This window comes from Serratia marcescens (assembly GCF_006715005.1).
In the GTDB taxonomy this organism is placed as follows: Bacteria; Pseudomonadota; Gammaproteobacteria; order Enterobacterales; family Enterobacteriaceae; genus Serratia; species Serratia montpellierensis.
The window spans coordinates 5,296,174-5,319,430 of record NZ_VFMJ01000001.1; the positions used below are offsets into that span (position 1 = coordinate 5,296,174).

The window sequence follows — 23,257 nt, forward strand, 5'->3', positions numbered from 1 at the left end:
CGCGCGCGCATCAGTTGCGGAATGGGTTGCCGCTGTTGCGAGTCGGTTGGCTGACGGCTGGTGCCGCAGCGCGTGTGGCACTTGGTGCCGGCGCAGCGACCTGTTGCATCGGCGCGTTGTCCTGATAACCGTCTGCGTAGGCGTCCTGAGAGCGGTTCTGCGGTGCGACGGCGTCAGGCGCGGTCGATACCGGTTTGCCCAGTGCGCCGTTCAGCGTCAGCAGATCGTTCTGGTTCAGCGTGCCGAGTGCCGACTTGATGTTCAGCTGGTTGATCAGGTAGGTATAACGCGCGCTGGAAAGCTGCTGCTTGGCGTTATACAGGGTACTGGTGGCGTTCAGCACGTCGACGATGGTGCGGGTACCTACCTGATAACCGGCTTCCATCGCATCCAGCGAGCTCTGCGCGGAGATCACCGCCTGTTTGTAGGCGTTGATGCTGCTGATCGAGGCGTTAACGTTGTTAAACGACGAACGCACGGTCTGCACCACGCCGCGGTGGGCGCTTTCCAACTGCTCGCTGGCGCCGACGAAGCCGTACTGCGCCTGTTCCACCTGCGAGTTGGTTGCGCCGCCGCTGTACAGCGGCAGGCTGATCGAAACGCCAACCTGGTTTTGGCCGGCATCAGAATTGCTGTAACGGCTGGAGCTCAGCGTGTCGTGAGTGGCGGAACCGTTGTAACGGGTATTGGTGATCCCGGTCGACGCATTCAGGTTGACCGTCGGCATATAACCGGTCTGCGCAGAGCGGATCTGCTCGCGCGCCAGGTCCTGGCTCAGACGGGCGGACAGCAGGCTCAGGTTGCGCGCTTCCGCTTCTTTCAGCAGGTTGTTCACCGCTTCCGGGCGCTGGGTATTGAAGCGATCGGTATTCAGCGAGGCCAGCTCAGGATAGAAGGTGCCGGTGATCTGGCGCAGCGCTTCCAGCGCGTTGTCCAGGTTGTTGCGGGCGGTGACTTCGGCCGCCAACACGGTATCGTAGGCGGAACGGGCGTTCTGCACGTCGGTGATCGCCACCAGGCCCACGTTGAAGCGTTGGGTGGTTTGATCCAGCGTGCGGTAAACCGCTTGTTTGTTCGCCTGGGTATAAGAGAGCGTGTCAATGGCGCTCAGCACGTTGAAATAGGCGGTGGCGGTGTTGAGGATCAGCTGCTGTTCCGCGGTCTGGAAGGTCACGTCGGAGATGCCGGCGGTCTTTTCCTGCAGCGTCAGCGCACGCCATTTCGACATGTCGAAGATGGTTTGCGTCAGGCCGAGCGAAGCGCTGGTGACATTGCTGTTAACGCCGTTGCTGTCGCGATAGCCGTTGTTGTAGTTGTAACCGGCGGTCAGGCCGAGCTGCGGCAGCAGCGGGCTGCGCGCTTCATTGATTTTTTCGAATGCGGCGTCGCGGTCAGCAGCACTTTTGCGCAGATCCGGGTTACTTTCCCTGGCCTGTTTGTAGACCTGCAGCAGGTTCTCTGCCTGGCTCATTGCACTGAAGCCGCCCAGGCTCAGTCCGATAAGAAGGGGGAGCAGTTTCTTCATTTGCATTCCTTGTTGTGCAGCAATATTGCTATGTTAGCGCTGACGATAGACGAAATAGTTGCCGATTCTAGCAGAGTCTGCGGTACGCATCAGGTGGCTGAATGTGCCATCTCACGTAACTTTTACCTTTCAGACCGCCCATTTACCTTGGCGTACTGTCCGGGTCGACTGCAGCTGATATTATGGCTGACAATCCGGATTGTTTCCCGCTATTACCTGCGAGCGCACAAACGCGCCGCGTCCGGCGGCGAAAAACAGCCTAACATAAAGCGGCGGCGGTGAGACCCGCTGTTTCTGTCATCAAAACCGTTTATTTTATCGGCATACTCACGCAGGAGAATTCGCGCATGAACCGTTCGCAGCCGTCACCCGTCACTTTCGATAAAAAAGATGTAGAAATTATTGCACGCGAGACGCTGTACCGTGGTTTTTTTTCACTCAATTTATACCGGTTTCGCCATCGCTTGTTCAATGGCGAAATGAGTCCTGAAATCACGCGTGAAATTTTCGAGCGCGGCCATGCGGCGGTGCTGCTGCCCTACGATCCGGTGCGCGACGAAGTGGTACTGATTGAACAACTGCGCATCGCCGCGGTCGATACCAGTAATTCGCCCTGGCTGCTGGAAATGGTGGCGGGTATGATCGAAACCGGCGAAAGCGTCGAAGACGTGTGCCGCCGCGAAGCGCAGGAAGAGGCCGGCGTGGTGGTCGGGCGCTGCAAGCCGGTGCTGAGTTATCTGGCCAGCCCGGGCGGCACCAGCGAACGTCTGTCGATCATGGTCGGCGAGGTGGACGCCGGCACCGCCGAAGGCATCCATGGCCTGGCGGAAGAACATGAAGATATCCGCGTCCACGTGGTCAGCCGCGAGCAGGCTTACCGCTGGGTGGAGGAGGGCGCGATCGATAACGCCGCATCAGTGATTGCATTGCAATGGCTGGCGTTGCACCATGAATCGTTGAGAAAAGAGTGGGCCAACTAATGAAACAGCGCTATACCCCTGATTTCCCCGAAATGATGAGATTGTGCGAAACCAACTTCGCGCAATTGCGCCGCTTGCTGCCGCGCAACGACGAAGTGGGCGAAACGGTGACTTATCAGGTGAACGGCGCCGGCTATCGTTTGACCATCGTTGAGTCCACGCGTTACACGTCGCTGGTGGAGATCGAGCAGATCTTTCCGGCGGTCAGCTACTGGAGCCTGCCCGCGATGACGGTGCGGTTATACCATGACGCCATGGTTGCGGAAGTGTGTTCCAGTCAGCAGATCTACCGCTTTAAAGCGCGTTATGATTATCCTAATAAAAAGTTGCATCAACGCGACGAAAAGCATCAAATTAACCAGTTTCTTGCTGATTGGCTGCGCTACTGTTTGGCGCATGGAGCGATGGCGGTTCCGGTTTGTTAGACAGACTGAAATAACAAAGGACACCATTTGGAAAGCCTGTTTAAACTGCCTGTGGCGAGTGGGGCCGCGGTCAGGATTCTACAAATAACAGATACCCACCTTTTTGCCGGCGAACACGAGACGTTGCTTGGCATCAATACCTATCGCAGCTATCACGCGGTGCTGGACGCCATCCAGGCGCAGCGCCGCGACGTTGATTTGATCGTCGCCACGGGAGATTTGGCGCAGGATCATTCGCAAGAGGCGTACCGCCACTTCGCCGCCGGTATCGCGCAATTGCCGGCCCCCTGCGTGTGGCTGCCGGGTAACCACGATTTCCAACCGGCGATGGTCGACGCGTTGGCCGCCGCCGGCATTGCCCCTTCCAAACAGGTGTTGCTGGGCGACAGCTGGCAGGTGCTGATGTTGGATAGCCAGGTGTTCGGCGTACCGCACGGCGAATTGAGCGAATACCAGCTCGAGTGGATGGAGCGCTGTCTGCAGGCTCACCCCGAGCGCTATACGCTGTTGCTGCTGCACCATCATCCGCTGCCATCCGGCTGTACCTGGCTCGATCAGCACAGCCTGCGCAACCCGCATATGCTGGGCGCGATCCTGCTGCGCTACCCGAAGGTGAATACCGTGGTGTGCGGGCATATTCACCAGGACCTGGATCTGGAATGGCAGGGCCGGCGCCTGTTGGCGACGCCCTCGACCTGCGTGCAATTCAAGCCGCACTGCACTAACTTTACCATCGATGACGTTTCCCCCGGCTGGCGCTACCTCGATCTGCTGCCGGACGGCCGCGTCGAGACGCAGGTGTTCCGCCTGGAAAACGACGATTTCCGCCCCGATATGGACTCGGATGGATACTGATGCCTTCGACACTGCTCTACCTGCACGGTTTCAACAGCTCGCCGCAGTCGGCCAAGGCCGTGGCCTTTAAAGCCTGGCTGGCCGAGCACCATCCCGATATCGAGATGCTGGTGCCGCAGCTGCCGGCCTTTCCGGCGGCGGCCGCCGAGATGCTGGAAAATATGGTGCTGGAACGCGCCGGGCAAACGCTCGGGCTGGTCGGCTCATCGCTGGGTGGCTATTACGCCACCTGGCTGTCGCAGTGTTTTTCCCTGCCGGCGGTGGTGGTCAACCCGGCGGTCAAGCCGTTTGAGCTGCTGGTGGACTATCTCGGCGCCAACGAGAACCCCTACACCGGCCAGCAATATGTGTTAGAGTCTCGGCACGTTTACGATCTGAAAGTGATGCAGATCGATCCCTTGGAGTCGCCGGATTTAATCTGGCTGCTGCAGCAAACGGGCGATGAAATTCTCGATTACGGCCAGGCAGTGGCGTATTACACCGCGTGTCGGCAAACGGTGGAGTCGGGTGGAAACCACGCCTTCGTCGGTTTCGAGCACTACTTCCCCCAGATTGTGGATTTTTTAGGGCTAAACGCGGTCTGACGGACCGTTCCGGCACCTCCCTTTAACCACGAAAAAATAATCAACGATGACTCAATCCAGCTATAACGCTGATGCCATTGAAGTACTCAGCGGTCTAGAACCAGTGCGCCGTCGTCCCGGCATGTATACCGACACGACGCGCCCAAACCACCTCGGCCAAGAGGTGATCGATAACAGCGTCGACGAAGCGTTGGCCGGTCACGCCAAGCGTATCGACGTGATTCTGCACGCCGATCAGTCGCTGGAGGTGATCGACGACGGCCGCGGCATGCCGGTGGACATCCACCCGGAAGAGGGCGTGCCGGCGGTTGAGTTGATCCTGTGCCGGCTGCACGCCGGCGGTAAATTCTCGAATAAAAACTACCAGTTCTCCGGCGGCCTGCACGGCGTGGGGATCTCGGTGGTCAACGCCCTGTCGAAGCGGGTGGAAGTCAACGTGCGCCGCGACGGCAACGTTTACGGCATCGCCTTCGAAAACGGCGACAAAGTGCAAGACCTGACGGTGATCGGCACCTGCGGCAAACGCAACACCGGCACCAGCGTGCACTTCTGGCCGGACGAACAGTTCTTCGACAGCCCGCGTTTCTCGGTATCGCGCCTGACTCACCTGCTGAAAGCCAAAGCGGTGCTGTGCCCCGGCGTCGAGATCTATTTCATCGACAAGGTGAACAACACCGAGCAGCGTTGGTGCTACCAGGACGGCCTGACCGACTACCTGATGGAAGCGGTTAATGGCCTGATCACCTTGCCGGAAGCGCCGTTCGTCGGCAATTTCGCCGGTGACACCGAAGCGGTCGACTGGGCGCTGCTGTGGCTGCCGGAAGGCGGTGAGCTGCTGACCGAAAGCTACGTCAACCTGATCCCGACCATGCAGGGCGGCACCCACGTCAACGGCCTGCGTCAGGGGCTGTTGGACGCGATGCGCGAGTTCTGCGAATTCCGCAACATCCTGCCGCGCGGCGTGAAGCTGTCGGCGGAGGATATCTGGGATCGCTGCGCCTACGTGTTGTCGGTGAAGATGCAGGATCCGCAGTTCGCCGGGCAGACCAAAGAACGTCTCTCTTCGCGTCAGTGCGCGGCCTTCGTTTCCGGCGTGGTGAAAGACGCCTTCAGCCTGTGGCTGAACCAGAACGTTCAGGCGGCGGAACAGCTGGCCGAGCTGGCGATTTCCAGCGCCCAGCGCCGTCTGCGCGCCGCCAAGAAAGTGGTGCGCAAGAAGCTGACCAGCGGGCCGGCGCTGCCGGGCAAGCTGGCGGACTGTACCTCGCAGGATCTGGCCATGACCGAACTGTTCCTGGTGGAAGGGGACTCGGCGGGCGGATCGGCCAAGCAGGCGCGCGATCGCGAATATCAGGCGATCATGCCGCTGAAGGGTAAGATTCTGAATACCTGGGAAGTCTCCTCGGATGAAGTGCTGGCCTCGCAGGAAGTGCACGACATTTCCGTGGCGATCGGCATCGATCCGGACAGCGAAGATCTCAGCCAGCTGCGCTACGGCAAAATCTGCATCCTGGCGGATGCGGACTCCGACGGCCTGCATATCGCCACGCTGCTGTGCGCGCTGTTCGTGCGCCACTTCCGTTCGCTGGTGAAAGGCGGCCACGTTTATGTCGCCATGCCGCCGCTGTACCGTATCGATCTCGGTAAAGAGGTGTTCTACGCGCTGGATGAAGAAGAGAAAGCCGGCGTGCTGGAACAGCTGAAGCGCAAGAAGGGCAAGCCGAACGTCCAACGCTTTAAAGGGCTGGGTGAGATGAACCCGCTGCAGCTGCGCGAAACCACCCTCGATCCGAATACCCGCCGTCTGGTGCAACTGACGGTGGCAGAGGATGACGTCGATCAGACGCTGGCGGTGATGGACATGCTGTTGGCCAAGAAGCGTTCGGAAGATCGCCGGAACTGGCTGCAAGACAAGGGCGACATGGCCGAATTGGCGGTCTGAGCCTGACCCTGGCCCGGTGAACGCCGGGCCTGCTTTCCCGCAGGGCGTTCATGCGGCGCCCGATAACCAGGGCCGGAATGCATGAAGATCACGCTCGAAGAATTGCTGGCGTTCACCTCGGTGGTCGACAGCGGCTCTATCACCTCCGCCGCCGATCAGCTCGGCCAGACGACCTCCGGCATCAGCCGTGCGCTCAGCCGCCTGGAGAATAAGCTCGATACCACCCTGATGCGCCGCACTACGCGCCGCTTAGAGCTGACCGAAGAAGGGCAGAGCTTCCTGAGCCATGCGCGTACGATCATCAACTCGGTGGAAAATGCCGAAGAACAAATGGCGGTGCGCCGGCAGATGCCGGCCGGGCGACTGCGGATAAACGCGGCTGCGCCTTTTATGGAGCATGTCATCGTGCCCCTGGTGGCGGGGTTCAGGGAGCGATATCCGCAAATTTCGCTCGAGCTGAACACTGACAACCTGGTTATCGATCTGCTGGAAAAACGCACGGATATTGCCATTCGCATCGGTGCGTTGCGTGATTCGACCATTCATGCGCGCGCGCTGGGCGCCAGCCGGTTGCGCATCCTCGCCAGCCCGGCTTATCTGCAGCAGCACGGCACGCCGCAGAGCGTGGAGGAGTTGCATCGGCACTGTCTGCTGGGTTTTACCCAGCCAGAATCGCTGAATCAGTGGCCGTTGCGTTATCGCCAGGCGCCACATTTCACCATCACGCCAACCATTGCCGCCTCCAGCGGTGAAACGCTGCGGCAATTGGCGCTGCGGGGCGAGGGGATCGTACAGTTGGCGGACTTCATGACCCGGCGCGATCGGGAAGAAGGCAAGCTGGTGACGTTGCTGGAGCAGGAGACGCTGGACGTGCGCCAGCCGATCAATGCGGTGTATTACCGCAATACGCAATTGGCGGCGCGTATCACCTGTTTTCTGGACTACGTCAGCGCGCACATCGACGCGCAGACGTTATAAGTCGCGGATTACAGGGCGTTTTCCAAGATGTAGATCTCGGTGTCCAGCACGCTGTCCTTGAGGGTGTCGCGGTGTTTGAGCATGTGCTCAATGGCCAGGTGTTTTTCCAGATGCGCCATGCTTTCCCATTTCTCCAGCATGAACACCGAATCCGGCGACCGCTTCTGCCACGGCGCCTGGGTATTGCTGTCGACCATCGGCGTATATTCGCCGCAGCCGTCTTCCGCCAGTACCAGCGGCACCAGTTTTTCAATGGCTTGCAGTACGGTGGCGCGGTGGCCGGGCTTCACTTTGATTTCTGCGATTACGGTGATCATGCTTACCTCGTTGATGAGTATGTTCTGCGTCAGTTAAGCAAAAATTTTCGCCAGATGCTCGCGATAATGTGCGATGTCCGCTTCGATATCCGGTTGTTTTATCACGTCATTGCAGATAAAGGTCGGTAGCGCCTCCATCCCCAGGAACTGGTTGGCCTTGTGGAAGTGCAGGTAAACGCCGTCGACGCCGACGCCGTGGAAGAACTGATCGGGATCGGTGAAGGCCTCCAGCGGGGCGTTCCAGGTCAGGCTCAGCAGGTATTTTTTGCCCTGGATCAGGCCGCCGGAGCCATATTTTTTGCTGTCGTCGGAACGAGAGCGACCGTCGCTGGCATACAGGCTGCCGTGGCCGGCGGTGAACACTTCATCGATGTATTTTTTCAGGATCCAGGGTTCGCCCATCCACCAGCCCGGCATCTGATAGATGACCGCGTCGGCCCACAGGTACTTCTGTACCTCGGCTTCGATGTCATAGCCGTCGTCGACCACGGTGACCTGCACATCGTGCTGCAGATCGCGCAGGAAGCTTTCCGCCACGTCGCTTAGGGTTTGGTTGAGTTCGCCGTTGGAATGGCCGAATTGTTTTTTAGCGTTGATAATCAGGATATTGCTCATATTTCGCGGCTCCCGTCAGAGTTAAGATATGGCATGCTTCCCGCTGAAAAGGCGGAAACCATCTCGCTGGCGACGAGTGTAATCGTTAGTCAGGCAAGTAAAAATGCGATCCGGCGCACAACAGTGTTGACTGCCAGTCAATAAAACGGCCGCCAGGTGGCGAAATTTTGCATAAACCGCAGAGCGGAATCGGCCGTCGCCGGCGATCCTTGCGCCAACTGTGACAGCTACCCCGCAGATGGGTTACTATCGCGGGCAGAATCGACAAGCGATGCCTTTTGTCGTCCAAGGGATTGCCAAGCCACGGTCTGAGGATAATTGAGTAATGAGTGATCTGACTCATGACGGTGTAGAGCGTTTACCGCTGCACACATTCACTGAAAACGCCTATCTGAACTATTCCATGTACGTCATCATGGATCGGGCGTTGCCGTACATTGGCGACGGTTTGAAGCCGGTACAACGCCGCATCATCTACGCCATGTCTGAGCTGGGGCTGAACAACAGCGCCAAATTCAAGAAATCCGCCCGTACCGTGGGCGACGTGCTGGGTAAATATCACCCGCACGGTGACAGCGCGTGTTATGAAGCCATGGTGCTGATGGCGCAGCCGTTCTCGTATCGCTATCCGCTGGTGGACGGCCAGGGGAACTGGGGGGCGCCGGACGATCCCAAGTCGTTCGCGGCGATGCGTTATACCGAATCGCGTCTGTCCAAATACGCCGAAGTCTTGCTGGCCGAACTGGGCCAGGGCACGGTCGACTGGATCCCGAACTTTGACGGCACGCTGCAAGAGCCGAAGATGCTGCCGGCGCGTCTGCCGAACATCCTGCTGAACGGTACCACCGGCATCGCGGTCGGCATGGCGACCGACATTCCGCCGCACAACGTGCGCGAAGTCGCCGCCGCGGCGGTGGCGCTGCTCGACAAGCCGGGCGCCTCGCTCGATGACCTGCTCGAGTTTGTGCAGGGGCCGGATTTCCCGACCGAAGCCGAGATCATCACCCCGCGCGATGAAATTCGCAAAATTTACCAGAGCGGCCGCGGCTCGGTGCGCATGCGCGCCGTGTGGAAGAAAGAGGACGGCAGCGCGGTGATCACCGCCTTGCCGCATCAGGTCTCCGGCGCCAAGGTGCTGGAGCAGATCGCCAGCCAGATGCGCGCCAAGAAGCTGCCGATGGTCGAGGATCTGCGCGATGAATCCGACCACGAAAACCCGACGCGTCTGGTGATCGTGCCGCGTTCCAACCGTATCGATCTGGAGCAGGTGATGAATCACCTGTTCGCCACCACCGATCTGGAACGCAGCTACCGCATCAACATGAACATGATCGGTCTGGACAACCGCCCGCAGGTGAAAGGGCTGGTGGAGATCCTCACCGAATGGCTGGCCTACCGTCGCGATACGGTGCGCCGCCGCCTGAACTACCGCCTCGAGAAGGTGCTGAAACGCCTGCATATCCTCGAAGGTTTGCTGGTGGCGTTCCTCAACATCGACGAGGTGATCCACATCATCCGCAGCGAGGATGAGCCGAAGCCGGTGCTGATGCAGCGTTTCGGCATCTCCGACACCCAGGCGGAAGCGATCCTCGAGCTGAAACTGCGTCACCTGGCCAAGCTGGAAGAGGTCAAGATCCGCGGCGAGCAGGATGAGCTGGCGAAAGAGCGCGATCAGCTGCAGGCGCTGCTGGCGTCCGAGCGTAAGCTGAACACGCTGATTAAGAAAGAGATCCAGGCCGACGCGCAGACCTACGGCGACGATCGCCGTTCGCCGCTGACCGAGCGTGCGGAAGCCAAGGCGATGAGCGAGCACGACTTCGTGCCGTCCGAACCGGTGACCATCGTGCTGTCGGAAATGGGCTGGGTGCGCAGCGCCAAGGGCCACGACATCGATCCGGCCGGCCTGAGCTACAAGGCCGGCGACAGCTTCCGCGGTGCGGCGCGCGGCAAGAGCAACCAGCCGGTGGTGTTCATTGACTCAACCGGGCGCAGCTACGCGCTCGATCCGATGACGCTGCCGTCGGCGCGCGGGCAGGGCGAGCCGTTGACCGGCAAGCTGACGCCGCCGCCGGGCGCCACCATTGAGCAGGTGCTGATGGCGGCCGACGATCAGAAGCTGCTGATGGCGTCCGACGCCGGTTACGGCTTCGTCTGTACCTTTAACGATCTGGTGGCGCGCAACCGCGCCGGCAAGGTGATGATCACGCTGCCGGACAACGCCAGAGCGCTGCCGCCGATGGAAATTCACGGCGCAGACGATATGCTGCTGTCGATCACCGCCGCCGGGCGCATGCTGATGTTCCCGGTCGCCGATCTGCCGCAGCTGTCGAAGGGCAAAGGCAACAAGATCGTCTCCATTCCGGCAGCCCAGGCGGCGGCTGGTGAAGACAAGCTGGCCTGGCTGTTCGTGCTGCCGCCGCAGGCGTCCGTCACGCTGCACGTCGGCAAACGCAAGCTGACGCTGCGGCCGGAAGATCTGCAGAAGTTCCGTGCGGAGCGCGGTCGCAAGGGCACCCAGCTGCCGCGCGGCCTGCAGCGTATCGATCGCGTCGAAGTGGATGCGCCGGTGCGGGTATCGGGCGGCGACAGCGAAGAGTAAGCGTTGGCGCTAGCGTTAACGGGCGGTCGCAGCATGCTGTGGCCGCCTTATTTATTTTTGCTGGCGTTTATTTTCCAAATAGTTAACATTTCTGCGCATAAAATTATTGTGCGTACTGCCGCCTGGCGGGAAAATAGCGAGAAATGCAGGCGACGTGGGCGTGCTTTCCGCCTTGCCGGCAAATAATGAGTAAAGGAATCTGCGCAGCGAAGTAAACTGCGTTGGCAGTGTGCTAATGAGGTTGTTATGTTATTGATTTTGCGTGCCGTTCTCGCCACTCTTTTCTGTATTCTGGTGTGTATTTTCGGTTCTGTTTATTGCTTGTTCAGCCCGCGTAACCCTCGCCATGTGGCGACCTTTGGCCATCTTTTCGGCCGCCTGTCGACGCTGTTCGGCATCAAGGTTGAAACCCGCGTGCCGGCCGATGCGGCCAACAACGGCAACTGCATCTATATCGCCAACCACCAAAATAACTACGATATGGTGACGGCTTCCAATATCGTGCAGCCGCGCACCGTGACCGTTGGTAAAAAAAGTCTGGTGTGGGTTCCGTTTTTCGGCCCGCTGTATTGGCTGACCGGTAACCTGCTGATAGATCGTGATAATCGCGCCAAGGCGCACGGCACCATCGCCCAGGTGGCGGAGCAGTTCAAGAAGAAAGACATTTCGATCTGGATGTTCCCGGAAGGGACCCGCAGCCGTGGCCGTGGGCTGATGCCGTTTAAAACCGGCGCATTCCACGCGGCCATCGCCGCCGGCGTGCCGATTGTGCCGATCTGTGTATCCACCACCAGCGGTAATATAAATCTTAACCGTTGGAATAACGGTCATGTGATCGTCGAGATGTTGGCGCCGGTGGATACCAGCAAATACGGCAAAGAAAACGTGCGCGAGCTGGCGGCCCATTGCCGCGAGCTGATGGAGGCGAAAATCGCCGAATTGGACGCTGAAGTCGCCCAGCGCAACGCCGCCAAAAAATAAGAGTCTACCGGCTTCAAAGAATAAGGTTTTAATTGGCGTTCAGCGCCGTTAACGCCTGAACGCCTGCTAATCTTGATTGGCGGGCGTTTGGGTTTTGCACACGGTTTAGTTATTGCTTTTCATGGAGAAGATATGTCACTCAGTCGACGTCAGTTTTTACAGGCATCGGGCCTGGCGCTGTGCGCGGGCGCCGTGCCGCTGAGGGCTGAAGCGAGCGGAACGCAGACCCCATTACCCATTCCCCCGCTGCTGGAGTCTCGCCGCGGTCAGCCGCTGTTCCTGACCTTGCAGCGCGCCCACTGGGCGTTTATGGATAACCGCAAAGCGGCGGTGTGGGGCATCAACGGCATGTACCTGGGGCCGACGGTGCGGGTTTACAGCGGCGACGACGTCAAACTGATCTACAGCAACCGCCTGCAGGAACCGGTGGCGATGACCATCAGCGGTCTGCAGGTGCCGGGCACGCTGATGGGCGGCGCGCCGCGCATGATGTCGCCCAACGTCGACTGGTCGCCGGTGCTGCCTATCCGTCAGGCGGCGGCTACCTGCTGGTATCACGCCAATACGCCGAACCGCATGGCGCCGCACGTTTACAACGGGCTGGCCGGGCTGTGGCTGGTGGAAGATGCCGTCAGCAAAGCACTGCCGCTGCCCAATCACTACGGCGTCGACGATTTCCCGCTGATCATTCAGGACAAGCGCTTCGATAACTTCGGCACGCCGCAATACGATGCGCCGTCGCAGGGCGGCTTCGTCGGCGATACGCTGTTGGTCAACGGCGTGCAAAATCCGTATGTCGAGGTGTCGCGCGGCTGGGTGCGTTTGCGCCTGCTTAACGCTTCCAACGCGCGTCGCTATACCCTGCAGCTCAGCGACGGGCGCCCATTTAACGTGATCGCCAGCGATCAGGGCTTCCTGCCCGCGCCGGTCGCGGTGCAGCAGCTGTCGCTGGCGCCGGGCGAACGCCGGGAAGTGCTGATCGACATGTCGAAGGGCGACGAGGTGACCATCACCGCCGGTGAAGCGGCGGGCATCATGGATCGCCTGCGCGGCCTGTTCGAGCCGTCGAGCATTCTGGTGTCCACCCAGGTGCTGACGCTGCGCCCGACCGGCCTGCTGCCGCTGGTGACCGACAACCTGCCGATGCGCCTGCTGGCGGATCAGCTGTTGGACGGCAGCGCCAGCCGCACCCGCGATTTCCGCCTGGGCGACGGCGGCGTTGGCATCAACGGCGCGATTTGGGACATGAACCGCATCGACGTGCAGGCGCAGCAAGGCACCTGGGAACGCTGGAACATTCATGCGGATACGCCGCAGTCGTTCCATATTCAGGGCGTGCAGTTCCTGATCAAACGCGTCAACGGCGCGCAGCCGATGGCGGAAGATCGCGGCTGGAAGGATACCGTCTGGGTCGATGGCGACGTCGAGCTGCTGGTGTATTTCAACCAACCTACCTCCGAACACTTCCCGTTCCTGTATTACAGCCAGACGCTGGAGATGGCCGATCGCGGCACCGCCGGCCAGCTGATGGTGCAGCCGACGATGTAATCTGCGCTGCGGGCCGCTTACGGCACCCGCAGCATCTCCAGAAAGGCCTGCACCACCGGTGTGACGCTGTCGGCGCGATAAACCGCGTACAGATCCGCCGAAGGCGCGTGCTGCAGCGAGCAAAATCGCACGCCGGGCCACGGGATGCGGCCGTAGCTGTCCGGCAGCAGCGTAATGCCGCAGCCTTCCGCCACCAGCGCCAGCAGGGTTTGCGGCTCGTTGACCTGATAAGCGACGTCCGGCAAGAATCCCTGCTGCAGACACAGATTGTGCAGATACAGCCCCAGGCTGGCCTCATGCGGCGGCAGCACGATGAAGCTATCGTTCTGCAGCGCCGCCAGCGGGATGTTTTCCTGCTGCGCCAGCGGATGATCGAGCGGCAGCACCACGGCGATGCTTTCGCTCGCCAACCGTTGGCAGGTCAACCCCGGCAGCGTCTGCTGCTGCGCCTCTCGCCAGACCCCGATATCGATATGCCGCTTTTGCAGCGCGGCGATTTGCTGGCTGGGCGTCAGTTCGTTCAACGACCAGGTGACGCCGGCGCTTTGCTCGCTGAATCGCCGCAGCGCCGCGATCAGGCCGCCCCAGGCCGAGGTGCCGACCATGCCGACCACCATGTGGCCGCCTTCGCCGCGCCCCATCTGTTGCACCTGATGCAGCGCGCTGTCGGCCTGATCCAGCAGCCGCTCGACGTTGCGCAGCAGCGTGCGGCCGGCCGGCGTCAGCGTCATGGAGCGGGTGGTGCGTTTGAACAGCACCACCCCGAGCTGGCTCTCCAGCTCCTTGATGTGCTTGCTGAGCGGCGGCTGTGACATATTCAGCCGCCGCGCCGCCTGGGTGAAGTTCATCTCTTCCGCCACCACGCGGAAATAGTGCAGCAGGCGGAAGTTAATCCGGCCGGGATCGGGCAGGGCATGGGGCTGATTCATCCGGGATATCGTCTCCTTGTGACGCAGCTCAACTTATAGGTAAATGGAATAAATCGGCCGCCAAGAATGTATTGGTCTCGGCTGAGCCTCGCTCTCTACTATGGGGATTATTATCCCCCGCTGAAAGAGAGAATACGATGTTTAATCAAGAAGATGCTTTTACCTGCGCCGATGTCGTCCGCGCACGCCTGCCGGGTTTCCAGCCGAAAGCGGCCTTGATTCTCGGCTCCGGGCTTGGCGCCCTGGCGGAGGTGATGACCGAAACCGTCACCATCGACTACGCGGAGCTGCCGGGCTTTCCGGTGAGCGGCGTCGCCGGCCATGCCGGGCAGCTGGTCGCCGGCAAGCTGGAGGGCGTACCGGTATTGTGCATGAAAGGGCGCGGTCATTTCTATGAAGGGCGCGGCATGCAGGTGATGACCACCGCGGTGCGCACCTTCAAACTGCTGGGCTGCGAATTCCTGCTGGCGACCAACGCCGCCGGTTCGCTGCGCCGCTCGGTGGCGCCGGGCAGCCTGGTGGCCATTACCGATCACATCAATTTCATGCCGGAATCGCCGCTGGTCGGCGCCAACGACGAGCGCTTCGGGCCGCGCTTCTTCAGCCTGGCGAACGCCTACGATCGCGATCTGCGTGCCCAGCTGGCGGCGGTGGCCGAAAGCGCGGGCATTCCGCTGGCGGAAGGGGTATTTGCCGCCTACACCGGGCCGAATTTCGAAACGCCGGCGGAGATCCGCATGATGCAGACCCTGGGCTGCGACGTGGTGGGGATGTCGATCGTGCCGGAAGTCCTGACGGCGCGCCACTGCGGCCTCAAGGTGCTGGTGGTGTCCGCGATGACCAACTACGCCGAAGGGCTGTCGGATACGCCGCTCTCCCATGAACAAACGCTCAGCTGCGCGGCGCTGGCGGCGGACGATTTCATGCGCCTTATCCGCGAGCTGTTCAAAACGCTGTAAGACCGCAAGCAAACCGGCGGCGGGCTGCAGGGGCCTGCTGCACCAATCATCGTTGAAAGCATAATAACAAGGTGATGGCGATGGCGATAAAAACACGATTGAAAGTCATGATTTTTCTGCAGTTCTTTATCTGGGGTGCCTGGCTGGTCACGCTGGGCTCCTACATGATCAACACGCTGCATTTCAGCGGCATGCAGGTGGGGATGGTTTACAGCGCCAAAGGCATCGCTGCGCTGATCATGCCGGGTCTGGCGGGCATCATCGCCGATCGGTGGATGAAGGCCAACTCTCTGTATGCGCTTTGCCACCTGTTCGGGGCGCTGGCGCTGTACTGCGCGGCGCAGGTCGAGCAACCGATGCTGATGTTCTGGGTAATGCTGTTCAACGCGATGGTTTATATGCCGACCATCGCGCTCTCCAACGCCATTTCCTATTTTTGCCTCGAGAAGCACGGCTTTGACACGGTGAAGGACTTTCCGCCTGTGCGGGTGTACGGCACGGTGGGGTTTATTCTGGCGATGTGGCTGGTCGGCTTTAGCCAAATTGAGCTCAGCAATCTGCAGCTGTACCTGGCTTCTGCGGCGTCGCTGCTGCTGTCCGCCTATTCGCTGACGCTGCCGAGCTGCCCGACCAACCGCGCGGCCGAGTCGAAGAGCTGGGTGAGCGTGCTGGGGCTGGATGCGCTGGTGCTGTTCCGCCAGCGGCGCATGGCGCTGTTTTTCCTGTTCGCCATGTTGCTTGGCGCGGCGCTGCAGATAACCAATACCTTCGGCAACCCGTTCCTGCACGATCTGTCGCTCAATCCGCTGTATCAGGACAGCCTCAGCGTCCGGTATCCGGCGGTGCTGCTGTCGCTGTCGCAGATCTCCGAAGTGTTCTTTATCCTCACCATTCCCTTCTTCCTGCGCCGTTACGGCATCAAGCAGGTGATGCTGATCAGCATGGCGGCCTGGACGCTGCGTTTCCTGTTCCTGGCGTACGGCACGCCGGTCGGCTTTGGTTTCGTTCTGCTGCTGCTGTCGATGATCGTCTACGGCTGTGCGTTCGACTTCTTTAATATCTCCGGCGCCATCTTCGTCGAGAAAGAGGCCGATCACCGCATCCGCGCCAGCGCGCAGGGGCTGTTCATGACCATGGTGAATGGTTTGGGCGCCTATCTGGGGGCGCTCGCCAGCGGCGAGGTGGTGGACTTCTTCAGCCATGACGGCGTGAAAGACTGGCAGAGCATCTGGCTGGTGTTTGCGCTGTATACGCTGGTGCTGGGGATCGTGTTCGCGTTGAGCTTCAACTACCGCCACTCGCCGCAGGAGAGCGCGGTGGCGGCGCACTAAGGCTGGGGGCGCAGCTGGCTGCGCCCTGAAACGTCAGGCCTGCGGGAAGCGCTGTTGCAACTGCGGCCAGTCCGGCGGATTGGCCGCGCCGAGGCTGGCCACCACGCAGGCGGCGACCCGGTTGGCCAGATCGACCGCCTGCGGCAGCGGCCAGCCGGCGGACAGCCCCGCCAGCAAACCGGCGCAGTGGGCATCGCCCGCACCGATGGTATCGACCACGTCTACCGGATAGGCGGGAACGTGCAGCGGCGGCGTGCGCCCGTCGCAGATCCACGCGCCATCGCGATCCAGGCGGCAGATCAGCGTCAGGTTACGGGCGGCGGCATAGCGCTGCGCGGCCTCCACGGCGTCGCCGGCGCCGCATAGCGCGGCCACTTCGTCGCGGTTGAGCGTCAGCAGGGTGTGGCTGTCGCTGAGCATGGCGAAGAAATCTTCGCTGAGCTGGGCGATGCGCGGGCCGGGATCGATCAGACGCGGTTGGTCGAACGGCATGCGCGTCAGCCATTCGCGCAGCGCTTCGCCGCTTTCGCCCGCCAGCTCGTAGCCGCTGGCGTAGATCAGGGTGTGCTCCGTCAGCGGCAGCGTCGCCAGCTGCGCTTTATTCCATTGGCTTTCGCAGCCGGACACCGTGATGAAGGTGCGTTCGCCGTTCGGCTCCACCAGCGCCAGGCACCAGCCGTTGTCCATCTGGCCGTGGCGCAACAGCACCTCCAGCCCCAGTTCGCCCATGGCGGCTTCGACAGCCGCGCCCCATTCGCCGTTGCCAACCGGCATGCCGTTGATCACTGGCACCTCAAGGCGCACCAGCGCGCGCGCCACGTTGAACGCGCAACCGCCGATTTGCCGCGCCTGCGGCTGGGCTTCGACATCTTCGCCGCTGGTCGGCAGGCGCGGCAGCGTCATCACCAGATCGCCGACCGCGCCCCCAATCACCAGGACAGGTGTTACAGCTTCCCACTCATTCATTGATGTTCTCTGCGTTTGGTCAGGTACAGACCGTAAGCGATCAGACTCACCGCGAACGACACAAACAGCCCCAGGCTGGAGTCGGCGAACAAGCCTTTGGCCAGCGGGCCGTCGATAAAACCGGTTTTGGTGACCAGCAGGCCGCACAGGGCGCCGAGGAACCAGCAAAACAGCGGGGCTTTGCGCACGCCGCGGTTCTGGCCATGCAGGCCGTACAAAGCGTTGCCATCATACCCGTGGCGGCGGCGCAGGCACAGGTAATCGAGCAGGAAAATCGCCTCCCAGGCCGCCAGGAACACCCCACAGAACACCAGGAAGGAGATGAACGGCCCCATAAAGTCGCCGGAGATGAACAGCACATACAGGGCGATGCCCAGCACCACGACTGCGTCGATCGACACCGCCAGCCACTGTTTGACCTGCACGCCGATGGTCAGCAGGTTAAGGCTGGCGGAATACAGGCTAAGCACCGCGATGGTGACGATGCCGGCGGTGGCGGCCAGCAGATAAGGGATCGCCATCCAGGCGGGCAGCACGGAGCCTATCAGCGCGATGGGGTTGGCGGCGCTGGCCAGATCGGGCAGCTGCACGGAAAGCAGGATGCCGGCCAGCATCAGCAGCATCAGCGGCAAACAGGCGCCGCCCATCACCGCGGCGAAAATGCTTTTGCTCGACGAGCTCGGGCTTTGATAGCGGCTGTAATCGGCGCCGGCAATCGCCCAGCTGATGCCGGTGCCGGCGGCGATCACCGATACCGCCGGCAGGAAGCTGGTCAACCAGCTGCCGGAAGGCAGCGCTAGCACCTGGCTCCATTCGGTGTTGAACAGGATATAGAGCACCACGATCAGCGTCATGGTGCCGAAGATGCGGCTGAACCAGCTTTGCATCCAGACCACGGTATTCTGCCCCAGCAGGCTGACGACGACAGTGAGTCCGCCGAACAGCAGCAGGCTGAGCGCGGTCAGCAGGTGGCTGGTTCCCAGTCCGAAGGCCTCGAACAGCGCCGCCAGCGTCAGGGTGCCGGTGATCACATTGACCGCTTCCCAGCCCATCAGGTTGATCCAACTGAACAGGGTGGGCGCCACGTTGCCCTTCAGGCCGAAAATCACCCGCGAGAGCGTCAGCGTAGAGGTGCGCCCGCGCTTGCCGGCGAAGCTGGTGAGGCCGACCAGCACGAAGCTGGCCACGCCGACCAGCGCGGCGAGTACCGATTGCAGGAAGGATAAGCCGAAGCCGACGATAATGGCGCCGTACACCACGCCGAGGATGCCGATATTGGCCGCCGACCAGATCCAAAACAGCTCGATGGGCTTGCCGGTCTGTTCTGCGTCTGGCACCCGGTCGATTCCGGTGCTTTCTACCTTCCATGCTTCATTGCGATTGATATCGGTCATAGCAAATGATCCCTGTAGCGCAGGGCCGCGAGGGCCGCTGCAGTTGACTGAAAATCGATTCCGTTGGCGCGGTTGAGGCCGGCTATCCCGTTGTCGGTGAAGACGCCGATTCCGCGCAGTATGTAGCAGCTGATACCGCCGAGTTTGTCAAAGTGAGGGCGGTATCCGCCTTATCGGGTGAGGCACGTCGGCCGCACGGCGCCAATGAGTGTAGTCAAAGAGTGGGTCTGCAGCGGGGTTTGGCGAAGCGGGAACGTTTCTATTTGCCGACATCGATCCGGTTCGCCCACCGCGAAGGGATCCTGTGATGCGGCTATGAGCAGTGAGCAAGCTATCCATTAGCTACGTTGCTTATTCTCGGCCGTTTGTGCTGACAGTATATGCCCGCTGCCGGCCATCAAGGGTATCCTTTAGGGCTGGCAGCGGGTTTTTTATTGTTTTTAAAGTGGGTCCCTGGTGTTGGTGCGATTGATGTATCAACATCAATAAGCACAGATTACGCGCGATCTAGATCCAATGAAAGTCCATTAGGCAAAAATTGTGATGCCACTCTGAAAACATTAGCGATATTTTAGTTAAGGTGAGGGGCTTATCGTCAGATCGGCGATAGGGTAAAAAACGAAATCCAGACAAATGGCATAGGTAAGAGGGCGGGCGAATGACGGATTTTATGGCCTGGCTGCGTGGCCATCTGGCGCAGGGGGTGGTAGCGCCGCGTTATATTCAGCTGGCGACGGCGATAGAAACCGCAATCAGGCAGCAGGTGTTGGCGGCCGAGGCGTTTTTGCCGCCGGAACGACAGATGGCGGAAGGCTTGGCGCTGTCGCGCGTCACCGTCAGCAAGGCGATGAAGCTGCTGGAGGAGAAGGGGCTGATTTCGCGGCAGCAGGGCGTTGGCACCCGCGTGGCGATGCGCATCGGCTATTCCCTCGATAAGGACAGTGGTTTCACCGCTCAGGCGCTGCGCCACGGCAGCAGCGTCAGTAACCGATGGTTGCTGCGCACCCGGGTCGGCGCGCCGGCCAAGGCCGCGGCGGCGCTGGGGTTGGCGGAAGGAGATGAAGTGATCAAACTGCGGCGTTTGCGCTTGCTGAACGGCAGCCCGGTCTCGCTGGAAACCACCTATATTCCGCCGCGCTTCCTGCCCGAACCGGCGCAGCTGGAGCATTCGCTGTATGCGCTCTGGCAATCGCGCGGCATCGTGCCTGAAGATAAACACTTTCTGCTGAAGGCGGTGTCCTGCAGCGACGAGGTCGCCGAATTGCTCAACGTACCGTGCGGCGCGCCGTTGTTGCACATCACCCAGACCAGCCGCAATGCCCAGGGCGAGGCGCTGGAGTTCAGCGATATCTTGTGCCGCAGCGACGTTTATGAATTCGAGGTGAATGGTTAGCGAAATAACCATGCTCTTTTTGTCACTAGTGCGTATAATCGCCGCCCGGCGATTAATTAACCTGTAAAAAGAGCAGCAGAATGAGCACCACCAGCCTGATCCAACCCGATCGTGAACTGTTTTCCTATAAGCCTTATTGGGCGGAATGTTATGGCACCGCGCCGTTTTTACCGATGTCGCGGGCAGAGATGGATCAACTGGGCTGGGACAGCTGCGACGTGATCATCATCAGCGGCGACGCCTATGTCGATCACCCGAGCTTCGGCATGGCGATCATCGGCCGCATGCTGGAAGCGCAGGGCTTCCGCGTCGGCATCATCGCGCAGCCGGACTGGAGCAACAAAGAAGACTTCATGCGGTTGGGGAAACCGAACCTGTTCTTCGGCATCACCGCCGGCAACATGGACTCGATGATCAACCGCTATACCGCCGATCGCAAACTGCGCCACGACGATGCTTACACCGCCGGCAACGTCGGCGGCAAACGCCCGGATCGCGCCACCCTGGTCTACAGCCAGCGCTGCAAAGAAGCCTACAAAGACGTGCCGATCGTGCTGGGCGGCATCGAAGCCAGCCTGCGTCGCATCGCCCACTACGACTACTGGTCGGATACCGTGCGCCGTTCGGTGCTGGTGGATTCCAAAGCCGACATGCTGATCTACGGCAACGGCGAACGCCCGCTGGTGGAAGTGGCGCATCGCCTGGCCGCCGGTGAGAAGATCGGCGACATCCACGATATTCGCAATACCGCGGTGATGCGCAAAGAAGCGCTGCCGGGCTGGAGCGGTGTGGATTCTACCCGCCTCGACAAGCCGGGCCGTATTGAAGCTATCCCGAACCCGTACGGCGACGATCTGCCGTGCGCCGACGGCGCCAAGCCGAAAGAGCCGGAGGCCAAGCCTGTCACCGTGCGCGCCGCCAAGCCGAAGCCGTGGGAGAAGACCTACGTGCTGCTGCCGTCCTTCGAGAAAGTGAAGGGCGACAAGGTGCTGTATGCGCACACCTCGCGCATTCTGCACCATGAAACCAACCCGGGCTGCGCCCGCGCGCTGATGCAGAAACACGGTGATCGTTACGTATGGATCAACCCGCCGGCGATCCCGCTGACCACGCCGGAGATGGACAGTGTCTTCGCGCTGCCTTATCAGCGCGTGCCGCATCCGTCCTACGGCCAGGATCGCATTCCGGCCTATGACATGATCCGTTTCTCGGTGAACATCATGCGCGGTTGCTACGGCGGCTGCTCGTTCTGTTCGATCACCGAGCACGAAGGGCGCATCATCCAGAGCCGTTCGGAAGATTCGATCGTTCGCGAAATTGAAGAGATCCGCGACAAGGTGCCGGGCTTTACCGGCGTGATCTCCGATCTGGGCGGCCCGACCGCCAACATGTATATGCTGCGCTGCACCAACCCGCGCGCTGAGCAGACCTGCCGCCGCGCCTCGTGCGTGTATCCGGAGATCTGCACCTACATGGACACCAACCACGAGCCGACCATCAAGCTGTATCGCCGCGCGCGTTCGCTGGAGGGCATCAAGAAGATCCTGATCGCTTCCGGGGTTCGTTACGATCTGGCGGTGGAAGATCCGCGCTATATCAAGGAGCTGGCGACCCACCACGTCGGCGGCTACCTGAAGATCGCGCCGGAGCACACCGAAGAAGGTCCGCTGTCGAAGATGATGAAACCGGGCATGGGCAGCTACGATCGCTTCAAACAGCTGTTTGATCACTATTCAAAGCAGGCGGGCAAAGAGCAGTACCTGATCCCGTACTTCATCTCGTCGCACCCGGGCACCCGCGATGAAGACATGGTGAACCTGGCGCTGTGGCTGAAGAAGAACCGTTTCCGCCTCGATCAGGTGCAGAACTTCTATCCTTCGCCGATGGCCAACTCCACCACCATGTATTACAGCGGCAAAAACCCGCTGAGCAAGGTGGGGTACAAGAGCGAAGACGTGGTGGTGCCGCGTGGCGATCGCCAGCGTCGCCTGCATAAGGCGCTATTGCGTTACCACGATCCGGCCAACTGGGCGCTGATCCGCACCGCGCTGGAAGAGATGGGGCTGAAGCACCTGATCGGCAGCCGCCGCGAGTGTCTGGTGCCGGCGCCGAGCATCGACGAGCAGCGCGAAGCGAAACGCCTGCAGCGCCATACCCGGCCGGCGCTGACCAAACATACCGATATTAATCGGCAGCGCACGCCGTCCAACCGGCCGCCGCGCAAACCGATTCGCAAAGCTAAGCCGTAACGGCCACGCCGCGTGCGCAAACAAAAAGGAGAACCCTCGGGTTCTCCTTTTTACTTTTACTCATCACAGCCGATCGTAGGCGGCTTCCACTTTCATCAAATGGCGCGGCGCCTGTGGAGCGGGATGGTATTTGCGCACGTGCCAGTTAAAGGCTTCCGGCGACAGGTTATTGATCATCGCGATGGCCTGCTGACGGTTGCTGGAGAAGGTGCGCAGCAGCGCGCCGGTGCCGTTGACGTAGGCGATGATGGTGGCGTAGCGCAGCGTGACGGGATTGGTGATCCCTTTAAGTTGCTGTTTTTGCAAGGTGGCCAGGTAGGCGGCACCGAGATCGATATTGGTGTCGGGATCCCGCAGGTCATCGTCGTCCGGGCAACCGCGTTTGCCTTTGTAGCGGTAGGCATCGCAGCCGGCGGTATCGGCTTTCAGCTGCATCAGGCCGATAGCGTTGGACCTGCTCACCGCAGCGGGGTTGAAGCCGGACTCCACCTGGATCATGGCGGTGATCAGCTTGGCGTCCACGCCGTATTCGCTGGCGGCGTCTTTAATGGCGCTATCGAAAGCGTGGCGATCGTAGCTGACGCGCTGTTTCTTGCCGGCGCAACCCGCCAGCACCAGCATGACGCAAAGCATGCCCAGCCGTAACCCGTGTGAGAAAGAGAATTTCATGGTGCTCCGTGCTTGTCT

At 60.7% G+C, this 23,257-nt stretch carries 20 protein-coding genes; 13 read left to right on the plus strand and 7 right to left on the minus strand.

Annotated elements, in window-relative coordinates; translation table 11 throughout:
* Positions 1–10 precede the first annotated feature (10 nt).
* Positions 11–1,525: an outer membrane channel protein TolC gene (tolC, locus tag FHU12_RS25605; RefSeq protein WP_141972527.1), complete on the minus strand. Its 1,515-nt coding sequence runs from the start codon at positions 1,523–1,525 to the stop codon at positions 11–13.
* A 347-nt stretch (positions 1,526–1,872) separates the two neighbouring features.
* Between tolC and nudF the strand changes: the two genes are divergently transcribed.
* The 6 genes from nudF to FHU12_RS25635 all read left to right on the plus strand — a co-directional run bounded on the left by nudF (position 1,873) and on the right by FHU12_RS25635 (position 7,289).
* Positions 1,873–2,505, plus strand: a complete 633-nt coding sequence (nudF, locus tag FHU12_RS25610) for an ADP-ribose diphosphatase (RefSeq protein WP_004937242.1) — start codon at positions 1,873–1,875, stop codon at positions 2,503–2,505.
* A complete protein-coding gene (locus FHU12_RS25615; RefSeq protein WP_141972529.1) occupies positions 2,505–2,930 on the plus strand; it encodes a DUF1249 family protein in 426 nt (141 codons plus the stop codon). Before nudF ends, FHU12_RS25615 begins: the two co-directional genes overlap by 1 nt.
* Before the next feature lie 27 nt (positions 2,931–2,957).
* Entirely contained in the window at positions 2,958–3,785 is an 828-nt protein-coding gene (gene cpdA, locus FHU12_RS25620; protein WP_033636061.1) for a 3',5'-cyclic-AMP phosphodiesterase, read from the plus strand.
* Positions 3,785–4,369: an esterase YqiA gene (yqiA, locus tag FHU12_RS25625; protein WP_141972532.1), complete on the plus strand. Its 585-nt coding sequence runs from the start codon at positions 3,785–3,787 to the stop codon at positions 4,367–4,369. Before cpdA ends, yqiA begins: the two co-directional genes overlap by 1 nt.
* A 46-nt stretch (positions 4,370–4,415) precedes the next feature.
* Positions 4,416–6,311, plus strand: a complete 1,896-nt coding sequence (gene parE / locus FHU12_RS25630) for a DNA topoisomerase IV subunit B (RefSeq protein ID WP_073534115.1) — start codon at positions 4,416–4,418, stop codon at positions 6,309–6,311.
* Between the two features lie 81 nt (positions 6,312–6,392).
* The gene (locus tag FHU12_RS25635) at positions 6,393–7,289 is read left to right on the plus strand and encodes a LysR substrate-binding domain-containing protein (protein ID WP_141972534.1); all 897 of its coding nucleotides are present in this window, start codon (positions 6,393–6,395) and stop codon (positions 7,287–7,289) included.
* Between the two features lie 8 nt (positions 7,290–7,297).
* On the opposite strand, the gene FHU12_RS25640 is transcribed toward FHU12_RS25635, so the two are convergent.
* Positions 7,298–7,606 carry a putative quinol monooxygenase gene (locus FHU12_RS25640; protein WP_025304303.1) on the minus strand — a complete coding sequence of 103 codons (309 nt, stop codon included), beginning with the start codon at positions 7,604–7,606 and terminating at the stop codon, positions 7,298–7,300.
* A gap of 33 nt (positions 7,607–7,639) precedes the next feature.
* A complete protein-coding gene (locus tag FHU12_RS25645; RefSeq protein ID WP_141972536.1) occupies positions 7,640–8,221 on the minus strand; it encodes an NAD(P)H-dependent oxidoreductase in 582 nt (193 codons plus the stop codon).
* A gap of 325 nt (positions 8,222–8,546) precedes the next feature.
* Between FHU12_RS25645 and parC the strand changes: the two genes are divergently transcribed.
* From parC to ftsP, 3 genes are all read left to right on the plus strand, one after another.
* The gene (parC, locus tag FHU12_RS25650) at positions 8,547–10,820 is read left to right on the plus strand and encodes a DNA topoisomerase IV subunit A (RefSeq protein WP_126180076.1); all 2,274 of its coding nucleotides are present in this window, start codon (positions 8,547–8,549) and stop codon (positions 10,818–10,820) included.
* A 246-nt stretch (positions 10,821–11,066) separates the two neighbouring features.
* A complete protein-coding gene (locus FHU12_RS25655; RefSeq protein ID WP_141972538.1) occupies positions 11,067–11,801 on the plus strand; it encodes a 1-acylglycerol-3-phosphate O-acyltransferase in 735 nt (244 codons plus the stop codon).
* Positions 11,802–11,933: 132 nt separating this feature from the next.
* On the plus strand, positions 11,934–13,349 hold the full coding sequence (gene ftsP / locus FHU12_RS25660; protein WP_141972540.1) for a cell division protein FtsP: 1,416 nt from the start codon (positions 11,934–11,936) through the stop codon (positions 13,347–13,349).
* Between the two features lie 17 nt (positions 13,350–13,366).
* On the opposite strand, the gene FHU12_RS25665 is transcribed toward ftsP, so the two are convergent.
* Positions 13,367–14,278, minus strand: coding sequence for a LysR family transcriptional regulator (locus FHU12_RS25665; RefSeq protein ID WP_141972542.1), 912 nt, complete (start codon positions 14,276–14,278; stop codon positions 13,367–13,369).
* Between the two features lie 137 nt (positions 14,279–14,415).
* Here FHU12_RS25665 and xapA point away from each other — a divergent pair, with 137 nt between their 5' ends.
* Together xapA and FHU12_RS25675 are read left to right on the plus strand one after the other, a co-directional pair.
* On the plus strand, positions 14,416–15,237 hold the full coding sequence (xapA, locus tag FHU12_RS25670; protein WP_047729825.1) for a xanthosine phosphorylase: 822 nt from the start codon (positions 14,416–14,418) through the stop codon (positions 15,235–15,237).
* An 80-nt stretch (positions 15,238–15,317) separates the two neighbouring features.
* Complete coding sequence (locus FHU12_RS25675; RefSeq protein ID WP_141972544.1) at positions 15,318–16,568, plus strand: nucleoside permease; 1,251 nt, start codon at positions 15,318–15,320, stop codon at positions 16,566–16,568.
* Between the two features lie 33 nt (positions 16,569–16,601).
* Here the strand turns inward: FHU12_RS25675 and FHU12_RS25680 are convergent, their stop codons facing one another.
* Both FHU12_RS25680 and FHU12_RS25685 read right to left on the minus strand, forming a co-directional pair.
* Positions 16,602–17,534 (minus strand): PfkB family carbohydrate kinase, encoded by a 933-nt coding sequence (locus FHU12_RS25680; protein WP_141972546.1) that lies wholly within the window; start codon positions 17,532–17,534, stop codon positions 16,602–16,604.
* Entirely contained in the window at positions 17,531–18,928 is a 1,398-nt protein-coding gene (locus FHU12_RS25685; RefSeq protein ID WP_141972548.1) for a purine-cytosine permease family protein, read from the minus strand. Before FHU12_RS25685 ends, FHU12_RS25680 begins: the two co-directional genes overlap by 4 nt.
* Positions 18,929–19,586: 658 nt before the next feature.
* Between FHU12_RS25685 and FHU12_RS25690 the strand changes: the two genes are divergently transcribed.
* Positions 19,587–20,321, plus strand: a complete 735-nt coding sequence (locus FHU12_RS25690) for a GntR family transcriptional regulator (protein ID WP_141972550.1) — start codon at positions 19,587–19,589, stop codon at positions 20,319–20,321.
* A gap of 80 nt (positions 20,322–20,401) precedes the next feature.
* Positions 20,402–22,570: a YgiQ family radical SAM protein gene (locus FHU12_RS25695; RefSeq protein ID WP_141972552.1), complete on the plus strand. Its 2,169-nt coding sequence runs from the start codon at positions 20,402–20,404 to the stop codon at positions 22,568–22,570.
* A 63-nt stretch (positions 22,571–22,633) separates the two neighbouring features.
* Here FHU12_RS25695 and FHU12_RS25700 read toward each other — a convergent pair whose 3' ends face one another.
* Positions 22,634–23,239: a transglycosylase SLT domain-containing protein gene (locus FHU12_RS25700; protein WP_141972554.1), complete on the minus strand. Its 606-nt coding sequence runs from the start codon at positions 23,237–23,239 to the stop codon at positions 22,634–22,636.
* Between the last annotated feature and the right edge of the window lie 18 nt (positions 23,240–23,257).

Excerpts from the sequence above, each read along its gene's own strand:
- tolC (WP_141972527.1), bottom strand. The coding sequence starts at position 1,525 with ATGAAGAAACTGCTCCCCCTTCTTATCGGACTGAGCCTGGGCGGCTTC.
- nudF (WP_004937242.1), top strand. The coding sequence starts at position 1,873 with ATGAACCGTTCGCAGCCGTCACCCGTCACTTTCGATAAAAAAGATGTA.
- FHU12_RS25615 (WP_141972529.1), top strand. The coding sequence starts at position 2,505 with ATGAAACAGCGCTATACCCCTGATTTCCCCGAAATGATGAGATTGTGC.
- yqiA (WP_141972532.1), top strand. The coding sequence starts at position 3,785 with ATGCCTTCGACACTGCTCTACCTGCACGGTTTCAACAGCTCGCCGCAG.
- parE (WP_073534115.1), top strand. The coding sequence starts at position 4,416 with ATGACTCAATCCAGCTATAACGCTGATGCCATTGAAGTACTCAGCGGT.
- FHU12_RS25635 (WP_141972534.1), top strand. The coding sequence starts at position 6,393 with ATGAAGATCACGCTCGAAGAATTGCTGGCGTTCACCTCGGTGGTCGAC.
- FHU12_RS25640 (WP_025304303.1), bottom strand. The coding sequence starts at position 7,606 with ATGATCACCGTAATCGCAGAAATCAAAGTGAAGCCCGGCCACCGCGCC.
- FHU12_RS25645 (WP_141972536.1), bottom strand. The coding sequence starts at position 8,221 with ATGAGCAATATCCTGATTATCAACGCTAAAAAACAATTCGGCCATTCC.
- parC (WP_126180076.1), top strand. The coding sequence starts at position 8,547 with ATGAGTGATCTGACTCATGACGGTGTAGAGCGTTTACCGCTGCACACA.
- FHU12_RS25655 (WP_141972538.1), top strand. The coding sequence starts at position 11,067 with ATGTTATTGATTTTGCGTGCCGTTCTCGCCACTCTTTTCTGTATTCTG.
- ftsP (WP_141972540.1), top strand. The coding sequence starts at position 11,934 with ATGTCACTCAGTCGACGTCAGTTTTTACAGGCATCGGGCCTGGCGCTG.
- FHU12_RS25665 (WP_141972542.1), bottom strand. The coding sequence starts at position 14,278 with ATGAATCAGCCCCATGCCCTGCCCGATCCCGGCCGGATTAACTTCCGC.
- xapA (WP_047729825.1), top strand. The coding sequence starts at position 14,416 with ATGTTTAATCAAGAAGATGCTTTTACCTGCGCCGATGTCGTCCGCGCA.
- FHU12_RS25675 (WP_141972544.1), top strand. The coding sequence starts at position 15,318 with ATGGCGATAAAAACACGATTGAAAGTCATGATTTTTCTGCAGTTCTTT.
- FHU12_RS25680 (WP_141972546.1), bottom strand. The coding sequence starts at position 17,534 with ATGAATGAGTGGGAAGCTGTAACACCTGTCCTGGTGATTGGGGGCGCG.
- FHU12_RS25685 (WP_141972548.1), bottom strand. The coding sequence starts at position 18,928 with ATGACCGATATCAATCGCAATGAAGCATGGAAGGTAGAAAGCACCGGA.
- FHU12_RS25690 (WP_141972550.1), top strand. The coding sequence starts at position 19,587 with ATGACGGATTTTATGGCCTGGCTGCGTGGCCATCTGGCGCAGGGGGTG.
- FHU12_RS25695 (WP_141972552.1), top strand. The coding sequence starts at position 20,402 with ATGAGCACCACCAGCCTGATCCAACCCGATCGTGAACTGTTTTCCTAT.
- FHU12_RS25700 (WP_141972554.1), bottom strand. The coding sequence starts at position 23,239 with ATGAAATTCTCTTTCTCACACGGGTTACGGCTGGGCATGCTTTGCGTC.